Source organism: Psychrobacter sp. 5A.1, assembly GCF_030407455.1.
Classification (GTDB): Bacteria; Pseudomonadota; Gammaproteobacteria; order Pseudomonadales; family Moraxellaceae; genus Psychrobacter.
This window is the reverse complement of sequence record NZ_JASDDJ010000041.1, coordinates 1-15,198: the sequence shown is the minus strand read 5'-3', so window position 1 is coordinate 15,198 and position 15,198 is coordinate 1. Positions and strand designations below refer to the sequence as shown.

Sequence of the window (15,198 nt, the reverse complement as noted above, 5' to 3'; positions counted from 1 at the left end):
GTAGGCTTTATCTCTTAAATAAATACGCCACTATGATTATAGTGGCGTATTTGTTCAGCCCTGTTTTTATAAAATTCAAATAATATTTCAGACCATGATAAGGAATATGTATGGCGACCCAATTACAACAAGATTTGACAGGCAAAGTAGCATTAGTCACTGGCTCTGCAAGTGGTATCGGACGTGACATCGCTGAGACTTATGCAAAAGCAGGCGCAGCAGTGGGTATTGCCGATATTAATCTTGAAGCAGCCCAGAAAACTGTTGCTGCGATTGAAGCCGCTGGTGGACGCGCACTAGCGATTGCCATGGATGTTACGTCAGAAGATGCAGTAAACGATGGTGTACAGCAGCTAGTGGATACCTTTGGTAGTATTGATATTCTCGTCTCTAATGCTGGTATTCAGATCATTGACCCTATTGATAAAATGGCTTTTAGTGATTGGAAAAAAATGCTCAACATCCATTTGGACGGTGCATTTTTGACGACCAAAGCCGCGATTAAGCATATGTACAAAGGCGATAAAGGCGGCACGGTCATTTATATGGGCTCTGCTCATTCGCATGAGGCTTCATTATATAAAGCCCCTTATGTGACCGCCAAGCACGGACTGCTAGGGCTATGCCGTGTATTGGCTAAAGAAGGTGCAGCACATAAGGTACGTTCGCATGTGATTTGTCCAGGGTTTGTCAAAACACCATTGGTAGAAAAACAAATCCCAGAGCAAGCAGCTGAAAAAGGCATCAGTGAAGAGTCGGTTATTAACGATATCATGCTGGTTAATACCGTAGATAAAGAGTTTACGACAGTAGAAGACATTGCGCAATTGGCGCTATTTTTAGCGGCGTTCCCAACCAATGTATTTACTGGGCAGTCGATCGTGGCCAGTCATGGTTGGTTTATGAACTAGGGCACGTTCTGATAGACAGATATGCCTCATATGGACCACAATATCAGACCTACTGGCGTTGTGGTTTTTTTATGCGTGCAATTCAGCTACACTGTTATGATAGAAGGTCTGGCTAACACGCTCACCGATTCTATCGTTTGCTCGACATGCAGCGGTACGCATTGAGTTATTTGCCACACCTACCCACCTGTATAGGCAATAATAGTCGCTATGTTTAATTTTATGAAGAAAAAAACCAAAGATATTGAAACGCCTGAGCAGCAGGCCGCGCGTGATAGTGCCGTGGATAAAGTATTGCTCGGCTATGAGGTAGGTACCATTAGTATTGCTACCATGGTCACAGGACTTGATCGCGATGGTGATCAACTTACCTTAGACTTGCGTTTGCCGAAAGATAGCAATCCTGAAGCCATTCAGCAAGAGCTCGGGCAACTGCTACATCCGCACGGCATTACCACGATTCATATGAATGTGCGTCTGCCTGCGCCAGAAAAAGGCTCAGGTTCAAGCTTACCGAAGCAAATGCCAAAGACGATCAATGCGATGGATAGTCAGAGCAAGCCTGCCACTAATCCTGATAGTCATAGCTCTGACAATAGCAATAACGCTGAGCCACCGATTACTAAAGCGGCACCAACACAAGCGTCATTGGCCGCCCATCCTCGTATTCGTCATATTATTGTGGTGGCATCTGGCAAGGGTGGTGTGGGTAAGTCAACGACGACAGTCAATATTGCGTTAGCATTACAAAAGCTTGGCAATCGTGTGGGTGTGCTTGATGCCGATATTTATGGGCCTAGTATGCCAACGATGCTGGGCGTTGCCGATGTGAAGCCACAACTAGAGAATGAGCAATTCGTACCTGTTGATGCACATGGCATAGCGATGTTGTCAATTGGTAGCTTGCTCGATGGGGAAAACACACCTGTCGCGTGGCGTGGGCCAAAGGCAACAGGTGCATTGATGCAACTGTATAATCAAACCAACTGGCCGCAGCTAGATTATTTAGTGATAGATATGCCGCCAGGTACAGGAGATATACAGCTGACTTTGGCGCAGCGCATACCAGTCACGGGCGCTGTCGTTGTCACAACGCCGCAGCATGTTGCACTACTTGATGCTCAAAAAGGCATCGAGATGTTTAACAAAACCAATATCCCTGTGCTTGGTGTCGTTGAAAATATGGCGCTACACACTTGTAGTAACTGTAATCATACCGAAGCTATTTTTGGTACGGGCGGCGGCGAAAAAATCGCTGAACAGTATCAAGTGCCGCTGTTAGGGCAGCTCCCCCTTGCCAGTGGTATTCGTGCACAAGTGGATAAAGGCGTGCCAAGCGTCTTGGCTAATGACGAGTTTGCGATTTATTATCTGAGCATCGCTACAAATATCGAAGCCAATATTAATAAATTTGCCAAACCTGTCGATGACAAGCGGATTTTTTGATGGTGGAGAAGTAGCCTAAGCTGGCAAATTTTAAAGTGAATGTATTGTCTAAAAAGAGGATATTTTGAACTTATCTATTTATCAAAGTCATTTAGACAATACTCCCAAGCAGTATAGAGTCCTACGATTATTTCGCCCACCGATATACATCATTGAACTCTCAAACAATCAGTTGAGTGCCGTTTGCTACTATAAAGATGGTAGTAGCAAACGCTATCAGATTAATGCTGACTTTAGCAATCGCCGAATGGTAATTGCCGATTTTAACAAATTCGCGAAGGCTCTCGCTGAGCTGTTAAAAAAGTTTCCAAGACATTTTTTATGGATGAGTGCGCTTGTATCAATCAATGTTACAGAAACACTAGCAGATGGATTAACCAATATTGAAGTTAAGGTGATAACTGAAGCGTTTTTTGTGGGTTCTGTACAGGCAAAAAGAAGAATTTTACATAGCACCGTTAGCTATCAAGGACAGATAGTACCTTTAGGAAAATTTGGCTAGGATGCCGATATCATGAATAAAAGCCACGACAAACCGTATACTGCCGCCAACTTAAAACTGGCAAATCTCGAATATCTTATCCAAAATGGTCAGCCTGTTTTTGGTGTTTTCTCCCAAGTCAAAAGTGTCAACTACTTAGACTATCATAGTCATCTCATTTCACAAAAATCCTTACCTAACTGGCGTAAAGAACTAAAAGCCAACCAGTTCTGCTTCATTCAGATACTCCAGCCCCCTTATCGAGTGTGCCTCGCGCTCGCAACGATTAAGCTTGCGACTAGTGCTTTCGTTTACATTTATAATGAGGATACTCAGCAGCTGGAAGTCTGTGAGGCGCTACAGCCTTTGACGCATCATACGCACTTAGACGGTGATGGTTATCAAGGGCAGATGGCATTTACACATACAAAGCTCAGCGTCACCTTGAATTTTAGCCCTGCTCAGATGACTATTGCGCTTGACAGTCAGTATGTTGCAATCACGGCAGCGTTAGCACGAAGCGCACAACCGTTAGCCATATGTACGCCGACTGGTAGGCGTGGCTGGACGTTTACGCAAAAAGAGCCGTTGACCGCACTATCTGGGCATTTACTCATTAAAGCCAAGTCAAAATTTCATACTGATGCTCCTGACGCTCAACCTCAAAAAATAACTTTCACCGATGCCACTATTGCCAATCTAGATTGGACGCTCGGCTATATGAGTCATGAGACCAATTGGTTTTGGAGCTGTATCACTAGTTATTTGTCAGATGGCCGTCACTTTTTGCTCAATCTGTCTATGGGTGTTAATGAGACAGGAGCCAGTGAAAATGCTTGTTGGCTTGATGGGCAGATATTCTATTTACCACCCGTTATGTTTGCTCGTGAGGGTGCAAATATTCGATCAAATCAGCCAGACAGTCTTAAGCCAAGTGTTGAAAGTGTAGAAAGTGATGCTAGCGCCACAAAGCCGTGGCGTATTTATCATCAAAATCTAGGGTGGAGCAATGTCGATATTGATTTAAGCTTTACACCGATTACCGTCTATAAAAAGACTGATAATTTTGGTGTGATAGCCAGTATCTTTGAGCAATGGATAGGTTTTTATAGTGGTGAAATTCGAATAAGAGATGAAGTCATTAGGCTTGATAATGTCATGGGGCTCGCAGAAGATCATTTTGCCAAATGGTAGCTTCTAAAATATAAGATGGGGATAAATGAGATTATTGGCTGTATTCAGTTTTAAGTAGCCGCTCCTCTATAAATTTTGCCATCAATTCCGTATAATCGTCGCTATCAAAATACTGTTATCATAACCGCTATTAAATATTTGCTAAGGAACAACAATGTCTATCAAGTCTGACCGCTGGATTCGTAAAATGGCCGAAGAGCATGGCATGATTGAACCATTTGAGGCGGGTCAAGTGCGCTTCAACGATGCAGGCGAGCGTTTGGTTAGCTACGGCACCTCAAGCTATGGTTATGACGTGCGCTGTGCCCCTGAGTTTAAAGTATTCACCAACGTACATTCAGTCGTAGTAGATCCTAAAAACTTCGATGAAAAAAGTTTTATTGATATCGTTGGTGACGAGTGTATTATTCCACCAAACTCATTCGCGCTAGCACGTACCATGGAATATTTCCGTATTCCGCGTGATGTATTGACTATTTGTCTTGGCAAATCAACGTATGCGCGTTGCGGTATTATTGTCAACGTGACGCCGCTTGAGCCAGAGTGGGAAGGGCACGTCACTTTAGAATTTAGTAATACCACCAATCTACCAGCCCGTATCTATGCTGGTGAAGGCGTCGCGCAAATGCTATTTTTCCAAAGTGATGCTGATGATGTTTGCGAGACCAGTTATAAGGATCGCGGTGGTAAATACCAAGGTCAACGCGGGGTGACCTTGCCGCGCACGTAGGCAGTAAGCATTACGAAAACGCAGTAACACCTATCAAAAAATCCACACGACTTGAGTTGTCGTGTGGATTTTTTATGGCTCATTTTTTGTATTAAAGTTTGCTATAGTCTGTATATATTTTACAAAAGTTTATTACTGCTTAGCGACGAGACTTTCATGAATTCTATCAAACATGCCCAAATATCTGCGCGTCGGCGCGGTGGACAACCTAGCGACTACATTGCTATTCATCAGTTTATCGATAATACCAAGAACTTATGTAGTGACAATCGGCATCGCATTTTTCATACCATGTGGGCGGTGAATGAAATTGTATTACCTATGTTTGGCCATGTCTTAGTCAACAGCGATGGTGCTGAGGTGGATATCAAAGATGTATGTGAAAAAGATCACCTGTTGGTAGATTTTCGCCATCGCTTTATCCCTACTATTGGTGATTTTGTGCAAGCCATCCAAGGTGAGCTTAGCGTGGCACAAAAAAATAATATTGAGCAGTTTCATACTAATTTTGCACAGAGCAATCCTGCTATCAGCCGTTTATTACTGTCACCACTTGCCATTACAGGTCAGCTCAAATCACTATTATTGACCCACAATAGCTGGTTTATGTTGGATGTTATACCGAGGGTTACGGCGCTCGAACTATCGCAATTACCCATTACTGATTTTCGGTTATCAGGCAGTGCTATATTTGAAAAAATGGCGTTTGAATTATGGATGGATAATGGAAATGACTATCCGCCATCTGCAAGGTTAGTGCATTGACTCCCTTTGTATTGATAACCTACCCATATCCATCATAAGGAACTTTATCATATGAAAGAGTACAACTTCTTTGCCTTTCATCCCGAATGCTTTGCCCTGCGCATTGAGAGTACCAGCAGCGATGAGCCGATTCATTAGATTGTTGCACAGCCGCCAGCGGAGAATCAAGCATTGGTGTAGCTCGGCCATGTGCTTAAATAATACGAGTCGGCACAATCAAGAAAATAATCCAACCATTACTGCACAAGGACCAGCTTTATGAGTAAAAAATACGCGATTCACAAATTCGACTTTATGTACAATGACGAGTGGTACTGTGTTGAGCATCATAATGAAACATTATATGACATTGTTGATGATGAAAAAACAGCACGACAACGTTGGGCAGCACTTGAGCGCGACTCACTAGAGGAGTATCCTTTAGACAACCTAAGCACCTTTGCTAATGGTGAACTGAGTGAAGAGCAGTACCAAAAAATTATTAGCTTTATACGGGACGATTGTGGCCTGCAATTAACTATTCCTAGATATGGCTTATGTGGTGAGGATATACCTACTGATCAAATGAATGATGAGCAACTATTAACTTTTTTAGAAATTGCGCAGAGCAATCATTACATGGTAAAGGAATATACCGCCAGCGAACCACGTTATGTAATTTTTACGGCACATCACGGTTATATGCTAATGGATCCCTCTGGCTATTCAGATCAGATTTGGTTCACGCATGATGCGTGTGATGTCATGGCGCAGTACCGTAGAGATGCACGTATTAGCTATGGTCAAGAAATATATGAAAAACAAACCATACTGACCGCATCGGACTTAGAAAACCCCATTGTACAAAGTCTTATCAGTCAATATCAAGATGAGCTGAGTATTGAGTACAATGCGGATGAGACAGAAGGAAATATTGATTTTGCGGACAGTCCTGATGATGTGATCACGGCATTTAACGCTGTATTACAATTGCCCATTTATCGGGTGGAACAAGTCGATGATGTCATGTTTACCAAAATTAGCCAATAGTAATCACTGCTCACAGGCTAACTGCCTTTTAATAAAATAGCATAGACATACAAATAACCGTAAAAAAGCTGAACCTGTGACGGGTTCAGCTTTTTGCAGCTTCTAACTCACTAGATAGCGCCATTTACTTTAAGACTTTTAAACCTGCTTTATTATCACGTTTTGGCTTGGGCGCAGCAGTAGAGACTGTCTTAACCGTAACGTCAGAATCTTCTTCAGGTACGTAATTATCATATTCGTTAGGATCAAAGAACATACCCTGTGAGTTCTCTTTTGCATAAATACCTAACACTGCAGTCAGTGGCACCCAAATTTCTTGCGATACACCACCGAAGCGGGCACTGAAGTTAATATAGTCGTTCCCCATACTCATATTACCAGTTGCACGGCTCGCAATATTGAGCACGATACGACCATCTTGCACATGCTCTCTTGGAATCTGCACTTCTTCAGCAGTGGCATCAACCATTAGATACGGGGTAAGTGCATTGTCTTCTATCCACTGATACAGTGCGCGCACCATATAGGGACGTGTTGGGGTAATAGAGGTGGTTTCGCTCATTTGATGATTTCCTATACGAATTATTTTTAATAATGAAAAATATCTCTTTTAGCGATTTATCAAATGACAAATGCTAATTAATGTCTATCTTATTTATACTTTATTTTAGGACAGCTTTTGATACTTGTCTAATCAACGCACACTTTTTTGAAAGCTACTACGCTCAAAGACGCGTGTTTGATAGTCAAACAACGGGCGGCTGATGGCGCGTGGCAGCTCGATACCCATTTCGTCCAATCGCCATAATAGTGGTGCTAGCAGCACATCACACCAGCCAAACTCATCAGCCATAAAATAAGGCTTATGAGCGAACAGCGGTGACAGAGTAATCAACGAATCACTAAGCTGTTTTTTGGCAACGGCAGCCTGTGCTTTATTAAAGCTATCTGGATGTGTCAACAAGCGCTTGCCAAGTACTAACCAATCACGCTGAATGCGCCAAGCCAATTGACGAAACTGTGCACGTTCTTGCGGGGTATCAGGCAGCAGTTTATTTGTATGATAGCGTTCTTCGAGATATTCAAAGATAACATTAATCTCATAAAGCGCAATCTCACGCTGCTGTAATACAGGCAAGGTATGATAGGGGTTTAGCTCAGTCAAATCTTCAGGGCGCTCAGAATGTAAGCGAGACAAATAGTAAGCGAGCTTTTTTTCTTCAAGTAATAGGCGTACCACATGACTGTCGTAGCCGTCATCAGCATACAAAATTAGCTGACTACTTGGAATGTCATTCGCATCAATCATGAAAGCCTAATGTTAATAGTTAAGGTTGTCATCGTAAACAAACTCGCAACGTTTATCAAGGTAGTGTACGTAAACATTAGCCCTGAGCGACTTATTTCTCAGATTATTTAGTACTTAAGCTCTATACTAAGGCATAAAAAAGCACTACCGAAGTAGTGCCTTTTTTATTTTTAAGAATTGTCTGTTAACTATGACTTATTTAACATCTTTCCAGAATTCTTTATTCAACAAGTAAACTGGGATGAGCAGTACTAACAAGAATAGAATCACAAAGAAACCAATCACTTGACGGTCATGACGAGCAGGTTCGCCCATCCACGCCATGAAGTTAACCAAGTCACCAACCTCAGATTCAAACTCTTCTTGGCTCAACTCTTCTTGCATATTATGCAAGACGTGAGGCATAGCCGCATTTTTAAGCACTAAGTTGTTAGCGCCCCAAGGACGGTTTGGATCTTCATAAAACGACAGTAGGTAAGTATATACCCAGTCATCGCCGCGTAGTCTTGTCTCAAGTGACAAGTCCGGAGGCGCTGCGCCAAACCAAGACGCTTGAATCTCAGGATCGATTTCAGCAGTGATATGGTCACCGATTTGATCGGTGGTGACCATCAAATACTTTTCAACCAACTCAGGCGGTATCTCTAAATCTTTGGCAATGCGCGAATGACGAACGTACTTGGCTGAGTGACACCCAGCACAGTAGTTCATAAAGATCTTCGCGCCGTTTTGTAGTGAGCCCTTATTGGTAAAATCAATAGGAGCTGTACTACAAGCCAGGTGTTCATCAACGCCATCTGCATTGGTGAATGTACCGCAGCCACTGCCTGAAGCCATTGCCGTACCAGCCGTCAAGGTTAATGCCGCGCCTAAGCCTAGACCAGCTAGGGATTTAATTAGCGTGTTCATTAGTGACCTCCGGTAACGCGTTCTGGTGGCTGTTTACACTTCTCAATCGCAGTGTAGAAAGGCATCAGTAAGAAGAACAAGAAATATAGAATCGTGAATACACGAGCCATGATGGTCGCCGTTGGTGTAGCAGGCGTCGCACCCAAGTAACCCAATACAACAAAGCTAATAGCAAAGACGGTCAGCGCAATCTTAGATAATATACCTTTGTAACGTATAGAGCGCACAGGAGATCTATCAAGCCATGGGATCAAGAACAGTACGGCAATCGCACCACCCATCGCAATCACGCCACCAAGCTTGTCAGGAACCGCACGTAAAATAGCGTAGAACGGCGTGTAGTACCATACTGGTGCAATATGTGCTGGTGTTTTCAGTGAGTTCGCTGTCTCAAAGTTTGGTGGTTCAAGGAAGAAACCGCCGCCTTCTGGGAAGAAGAATACCACCGCAAAGAAGCAGATAAAGAACACAACAATACCAACCATGTCATGCACAGTGTAGTACGGATGGAATTCGATACCGTCTAATGGCACACCATTTTTATCTTTTAGCTTCTTAATATCGATGCCATCAGGGTTGTTCGAGCCCACATGATGCAATGCTACAATATGCATGAATACTAAGCCTACCAGTACTAATGGAATAGCAACAACGTGTAGCGCAAAGAAGCGGTTTAGGGTAATACCAGAGATGATATAGTCACCACGTACCCATTCAGCAAGGCCATCGCCGATCACAGGTAGGGCAGCAGGAAGGTTCAAAATAACCTGTGCACCCCAGAATGACATGTTGCCCCAAGGTAGTAGGTATCCAAAGAAACCTTCTGCCATGAGCGCTAAATAGATACCCATACCGATGAGCCAAATAAGCTCACGAGGTTTTTGGTATGAACCGTATAGCAAGGCGCGGAACATATGCAGGTATACAACGACGAAAAACGCAGATGCGCCAGTCGAGTGCATATAACGAATGAGCCAACCGCCTTTTACATCACGCATGATGTATTCAACAGAGGCAAACGCCCCTTCGGCACTTGGGTTATACATCATCGTCAGCCAAATACCAGTCACCAATTGGTTAACCAGTACAATCATTGACAATACGCCAAAGAAGTACCAAAAGTTAAAGTTCTTTGGTGCATAGTACTTTGACATATGGTATTCATAGGTTTCGGTCGCTGGGAAGCGAGCGTCCACCCAATGCATTAACTTTTTACCCATACTCATATTAAGCCTCCCCAACCGTCAAGATGGTACCATCCATGTTGTACTCTGGAATAGGTAAATTAAGCGGTGCTGGAACGCCACTAAAGACGCGACCGGCTAAGTCATATTTAGACCCATGACACGGGCAGAAAAATCCACCGTACCAGTCATTACCACCCAGATCAGCTGCACCAACATCAGGACGGTAGTTTGGTGCACAGCCTAAATGTGTGCAAACGCCTTCGACAACCAATACGGTTGGATCTAAAGAGCGAGTGGGATTTTTGCAATATTCAGGCTGTAGAGACGCATCAGATTCAGGATCGGACAACATAGGTTTTACTGACTCTAATCCTGCAACCATGTCTTCGGTGCGTTTAACCACATAAATAGGTTTACCACGGTATTTGACGACGATCATTTGTCCATCTTCGATAGAACCAATATCTTGGGTCACTGCAGCCCCTGCAGCCTCAGCTTTAGCGCTTGGATACCAAGAACGGACAAAAGGTGTCGCTACGGCAGCTACCCCAGCTGCACCAATCGCGGCAGTTGAGGCAATAAGAACTCTACGGCGTTGTACATTAACGCCTTCGGCTTGGCTCATTAATACTTCCTCCAGGTGAATGAAATGGGATTATCCCACACTGGGTTTGTGGCTTAGAAAATATACAATATCAAGCCACTTTAGCTGTGCCTAATTTTGCTAATTGTTGCTATTCTAAGCTATTTCGGTGATAAAATAAATTATTGCGTTAAAAATAAAGCAACCTCAATAGGACATATTAGAAGGTTGAATATGACAATCAAACCAAAACAGTTGGATTATCAACGTTTAACGTCAACTTTGTTTTAACAAGGATTGTGAACGTGATGACCTTATAATTAATAAGGGTTTTAACAATAGCGAATGATACTTGAAATTAAGGTAACTTTCACTATCTAACTGCTTTGTAAGTCGCTATAAACGAATAATCACCACTTTGTACAATCAAGTGGTGATTATTTTGTAATATTTAATGCTTACCACTATAAATGCTTATCAAATAAGCATTTATCAAAAAACCTAAAACGAATACTTAGCCTTCAAGCTCACTCCAACGTTCAAGCTTGTGCATCATCTCATCTTCGATGGTTAAGAGACGCTCACTAGCAGCTGTCGCCGCATCAAAGTCGGTATTGAACCAAGAGCCATCAGCTAACTTTTCTTGTAGATCATTTTGCTCAGCTTCTAATGCCGCGATTTCTTTTGGCAAATTGTCTAGTTCGCGTTGATCATTAAAGTTAAGCTTCTTGGCTGCTTTATTGGGTTTTGCGGCTGTTGGTTTACTGGCTGCTTTACCTGCTGTATTGATTACTGGTGCTCTAGCCGCCTTTGCTGCTTCTTCACGGTTTTTTTGTACCAAATACTCTTGATAGCCACCGACATACTCGCTGACAGTACCTTTGCCATCTTCGTCTTCGCCAAATACCCATGTTGAGGTAACGACGTTGTCCATGAATGAACGATCATGACTGATGAGCAAAATCGTACCACCAAAGCTGGCGACTGACTCTTCTAATAGCTCAAGTGTTGCCATATCCAAATCGTTGGTTGGCTCATCAAGTACTAGAATGTTGGCAGGCTTCAATAATTGCTTGGCAAGTAGGACGCGGTTACGCTCACCACCTGATAATGCTTTAACTGGTGTACGTGCACGCTCTGGGGCAAATAAGAAATCTTGCAAGTAGCTCATGATGTGCGTCTTACGACCACCCACTTCGACAAAATCCGAGCCTTCTGAGACGTTTTGCGCCACACTTGCTTCAAGGTCTAACTGATCACGCAGCTGGTCAAAAAAGGCGATTTTTAGGTTAGTTCCCAATTCGACACTACCAGACTTGGTCACTTCGTCATCAGACATATCGAGTAGGGCTTTAATAAGGGTGGTTTTACCCGCGCCGTTAGGTCCGACAATACCGATTTTATCACCACGCATGATAGTCGTGGTAAAGTTCTCAACCAATACATTGCCATCATACTCAAGATGTAAGTTTTTAACTTTACAGACGAGCTTGCCGCTTTTTTCGCCTTGACCCATCGTGATGTTGACATTGCCGACTTGCTCACGGCGATCACTACGCTCTTCACGTAAGGCTTTTAGCTCACGGACACGGCCCTCATTACGGGTACGGCGGGCTTTAATACCTTGGCGAATCCAAACTTCTTCTTGCGCCAGTTTTTTATCAAAGTTGGCGTTATTCTTTTCTTCAGCCAGTAACTGTAGCTCTTTTAGCTCTTGATAGCGTGCGTAGCCACCTTCGCCTTGGGTGACGTCATAGCTGGTCAATTGGCCACGATCAAGCTCAATGATGCGAGTCGATAGTTTGTTAACGAATGCTCTATCATGGGTCACGAACAATAGTGTCAGACCTTGCCAGTCTAATAAAAAGCGTTCTAACCATTCAATACTATCAACATCCAAATGGTTGGTTGGTTCATCGAGAAGCAGTACATCAGGTTTGGTTACCAAAGAGCGTGCCAGTAGTACACGGCGCTTACGGCCACCTGATAATGAAGACAAATCATCGTCTGGGTTGAGCCCCATGGTTTTGATAAGGCGGGTGGCTTCGCGCTCTAGATCCCAGCCATGTACGGCATCGATATCATGTTGCAAATCAGCCATACGCTCGCAAGCATCCATATCGCCATTCGCACATAAGTCAGTTTGGGCGTTATAGTTGATAAGCAGATCGGCCGTGCGACGGCTGCCACCCATCACGATATCCAAAATACGTCCGCTGGTTTCAGGAACGTCTTGTTCTAGCATCGCAACACGTACGCTACTATTGATAATAACTTCGCCGCTATCAGGTTGTAAGGTGCCGCTAATCAGCTTAAATAAAGTGGATTTGCCTTCGCCATTACGGCCAATTAGACAGACACGCTCGCCTGCTTCAATAGCAAAATCAATGCCATCAAGAACAGGCGCGACGCCAAAGGCTAAGTGAATGTCTTTTAAATGAATCAGTGCCATAGAGTATCTTAAGCTTATATAATAGTGAGGTAGGGGTTGTTGCAAAATTGCCTGCAGTATAACATGCCACCGCGTTACTGTAGTGCGAGTAAGTGGTTTTATCAGTACTATTTATAGCTTTTACCAATTACTGCTATCGTCTGCCCAAGATAAAGCCGCGATGGCATCAATTTTGCTAAACATAATCACGTATCGCTTGCTCTCAACTTTCTGGTATCGATACTATCCAAAACCCTTCAAACGCCTTACTAATGACGCTTCTTAGTCTTATACTTATTACCATTTAGAGAAAAATATGAATCCATCCAAAGATAAAAACGACGCGTCTGGCATGCAAGATGATTTGCAAGCCCAAGTGATCGATCTGCAAATGAACTTAGCGCATCTTGAGATGACAGTAGAGAGACTTGATGACGTCATTGCGCGCCAAGATAAGGATATCCAGACATTACAGCGACAGTTGCAGCTGATTTATAAGCAGATTGAAGGCCAAGATACAGAAAGTGGTATTGCACCATTTGATGTAATGGCAGACAGACCACCACATTATTAGTAAGTAAAAGTTAAAAAGAAAAGCCTTTAATAAAAAAAGATATATCCGTATTTTTAGATATATATACTGTCTGATGACTATGTGGTCATAATCTAGAAATAATGTGTTTTTGTAGTTGTTTTAGTGTTAGAAAATCTTTACTATCCTCCATCTCGGATGCTGCTTGTCTACTAAAATTAGGCAAAGCAGTAAAACAATGCGGACGTTTGGAGATATACAATGCGCGCCACCTTTCATTTAAAAACTCTTGCAGTAGCTGTCGCTGCTCTTTCTGTCGCTAGCGCTGCTAGTGCTGCTGGCCTTGATCGTTCAGGTCAAGACATCACCGCATTCCTAGAAGATGGCACCTATGCCGAAGCTGTTTATACTTATATCGATGCCGACGTCACTGGTGAAGACAAATCAGGTAATAAGATTGGCGATATTGCCGAGTCTTATGACTTTTTTCGCTATGGCGTAAAAGCAGATATCAACGACATTTTTAGCGTTGGCGTATTATATGACGAGCCTTTTGGTGCAGCGGCTGACTATAGCGGTAACAACAACTTTGTAGATGCAAGCGGTGAAGGTACAAATGTAGAAGTCCGTACAGAGAGCATCACAGGTATCCTAGGTGCCAAGCTTGGTGAAAATAAGAACTTCCAAGTATATGGTGGTCCAGTGGCTCAACGTGTACAAGCTGATGTTAAGTTACGCGGGAATGCATATTCTATAGCTAATGGCTATACGACACACATCAGTGCCGATCAAGATTATGGTTGGATAGCAGGTGTGGCTTATAGTAAGCCTGAAATTGCATTAAAAGCGGCTTTAACCTATCGCTCTGAAATTGAACATAATGCAAAATCATCTGAAAGTTATCCAGGAGTCGTTCTTTTACCGACTGCTCTTGGGCTTTCAGCAAGTGGTAGTGATAGCATTGACATTACGACTCCTAAATCAGTCAATTTTGACTTCCAAACGGGTATTAACCCAACCACATTAGCTACGGCAAAAGTACGCTGGGTGCCATGGAGTGATTTTGCTATTACCCCTTCTTTGTATAATGAGGTTAGTCAAGGATTAGCGAAAATACCTGCTGGTGCTGGTATTCCTCCTGAAGGTTTAGATTTAGTCAGTTATGATAAAGACCAGTGGCAGGTGGAATTAGGCTTGGCGAAGCGCTTAGCGCCAGCTTTAGCCGTAAGTGGAACCGTTGGGTGGGATAGCGGTGCAGGTAACCCTGTAACTTCATTAGGTCCTATCGAAGGCTATTACAGTGCTGGTCTTGGCGCAAAATATAACGTCACTGAAAACTGGGCTGTATCTGCTGGTGGTAAATATTTATGGTTCGGTGATGCTGAAGGTCAAATACCAAGTAAAGCTATCGTTAGTGATTTTGAGAGCAATGATGGTTTTGCACTTGGTGTAAAGCTTTCTTATCAAGCGCAGTAACGTACATTCCAACTTAGTTGTTAAATATAACATTTAGCAACAGAAAAAAGCGACTCGTAATGGGTCGCTTTTTTTATGAGTTACTTCACCGCCAAAAATTGTAGTAAGAGAAATTTAACTCAAAATATCTTCTTGTTTTTTGATTATATATACTATAGTCAAGCCTACTTAAAAGTGTTATAAACTAATTATCAAACTTAATTATTATTATAAAG

At 42.9% G+C, this 15,198-nt stretch carries 15 protein-coding genes; 9 read left to right on the top strand and 6 right to left on the bottom strand.

Annotation, left to right across the window (positions count from 1 at the left end; all coding sequences use genetic code 11):
• Positions 1-110: 110 nt before the first annotated feature.
• The 7 genes from QL982_RS09795 (at position 111) to QL982_RS09765 (ending at position 6,556) form a co-directional block, all read left to right on the top strand.
• Positions 111-911: a 3-hydroxybutyrate dehydrogenase gene (locus tag QL982_RS09795; protein WP_290162507.1), complete on the top strand. Its 801-nt coding sequence runs from the start codon at positions 111-113 to the stop codon at positions 909-911.
• A gap of 210 nt (positions 912-1,121) precedes the next feature.
• Positions 1,122-2,357 (top strand): iron-sulfur cluster carrier protein ApbC, encoded by a 1,236-nt coding sequence (gene apbC, locus QL982_RS09790; protein WP_290162508.1) that lies wholly within the window; start codon positions 1,122-1,124, stop codon positions 2,355-2,357.
• Positions 2,358-2,421: 64 nt separating this feature from the next.
• Entirely contained in the window at positions 2,422-2,859 is a 438-nt protein-coding gene (locus QL982_RS09785; RefSeq protein ID WP_290162509.1) for a hypothetical protein, read from the top strand.
• Positions 2,860-2,871: 12 nt separating this feature from the next.
• Positions 2,872-4,032, top strand: coding sequence for a DUF2804 domain-containing protein (locus tag QL982_RS09780; RefSeq protein ID WP_290162511.1), 1,161 nt, complete (start codon positions 2,872-2,874; stop codon positions 4,030-4,032).
• A gap of 154 nt (positions 4,033-4,186) precedes the next feature.
• A complete protein-coding gene (gene dcd, locus QL982_RS09775; protein ID WP_010199897.1) occupies positions 4,187-4,762 on the top strand; it encodes a dCTP deaminase in 576 nt (191 codons plus the stop codon).
• A gap of 156 nt (positions 4,763-4,918) precedes the next feature.
• Positions 4,919-5,527 carry a hypothetical protein gene (locus QL982_RS09770; RefSeq protein ID WP_290162515.1) on the top strand — a complete coding sequence of 203 codons (609 nt, stop codon included), beginning with the start codon at positions 4,919-4,921 and terminating at the stop codon, positions 5,525-5,527.
• 258 nt (positions 5,528-5,785) lie between these two features.
• Entirely contained in the window at positions 5,786-6,556 is a 771-nt protein-coding gene (locus tag QL982_RS09765; RefSeq protein ID WP_290162517.1) for a hypothetical protein, read from the top strand.
• Between the two features lie 124 nt (positions 6,557-6,680).
• Here the strand turns inward: QL982_RS09765 and QL982_RS09760 are convergent, their stop codons facing one another.
• The 6 genes from QL982_RS09760 to QL982_RS09735 form a co-directional block, all read right to left on the bottom strand.
• Positions 6,681-7,118 carry a ClpXP protease specificity-enhancing factor gene (locus QL982_RS09760; RefSeq protein WP_290162519.1) on the bottom strand — a complete coding sequence of 146 codons (438 nt, stop codon included), beginning with the start codon at positions 7,116-7,118 and terminating at the stop codon, positions 6,681-6,683.
• Positions 7,119-7,250: 132 nt separating this feature from the next.
• Complete coding sequence (locus tag QL982_RS09755; RefSeq protein ID WP_290162520.1) at positions 7,251-7,865, bottom strand: glutathione S-transferase N-terminal domain-containing protein; 615 nt, start codon at positions 7,863-7,865, stop codon at positions 7,251-7,253.
• A gap of 195 nt (positions 7,866-8,060) precedes the next feature.
• Positions 8,061-8,774: a cytochrome c1 gene (locus tag QL982_RS09750; RefSeq protein WP_290162522.1), complete on the bottom strand. Its 714-nt coding sequence runs from the start codon at positions 8,772-8,774 to the stop codon at positions 8,061-8,063.
• Positions 8,774-9,979: a cytochrome bc complex cytochrome b subunit gene (locus QL982_RS09745; protein WP_179798892.1), complete on the bottom strand. Its 1,206-nt coding sequence runs from the start codon at positions 9,977-9,979 to the stop codon at positions 8,774-8,776. Before QL982_RS09745 ends, QL982_RS09750 begins: the two co-directional genes overlap by 1 nt.
• 22 nt (positions 9,980-10,001) lie before the next feature.
• Positions 10,002-10,586, bottom strand: coding sequence for a ubiquinol-cytochrome c reductase iron-sulfur subunit (gene petA / locus QL982_RS09740; RefSeq protein WP_290162524.1), 585 nt, complete (start codon positions 10,584-10,586; stop codon positions 10,002-10,004).
• 472 nt (positions 10,587-11,058) lie between these two features.
• Entirely contained in the window at positions 11,059-12,996 is a 1,938-nt protein-coding gene (locus QL982_RS09735) for an ATP-binding cassette domain-containing protein (protein WP_290162526.1), read from the bottom strand.
• Between the two features lie 295 nt (positions 12,997-13,291).
• Between QL982_RS09735 and QL982_RS09730 the strand changes: the two genes are divergently transcribed.
• The gene (locus QL982_RS09730) at positions 13,292-13,549 is read left to right on the top strand and encodes a SlyX family protein (RefSeq protein WP_290162528.1); all 258 of its coding nucleotides are present in this window, start codon (positions 13,292-13,294) and stop codon (positions 13,547-13,549) included.
• 219 nt (positions 13,550-13,768) lie between these two features.
• Positions 13,769-14,983, top strand: a complete 1,215-nt coding sequence (locus tag QL982_RS09725) for an outer membrane protein transport protein (RefSeq protein WP_290162530.1) — start codon at positions 13,769-13,771, stop codon at positions 14,981-14,983.
• The last annotated feature ends 215 nt before the right edge of the window (positions 14,984-15,198 follow it).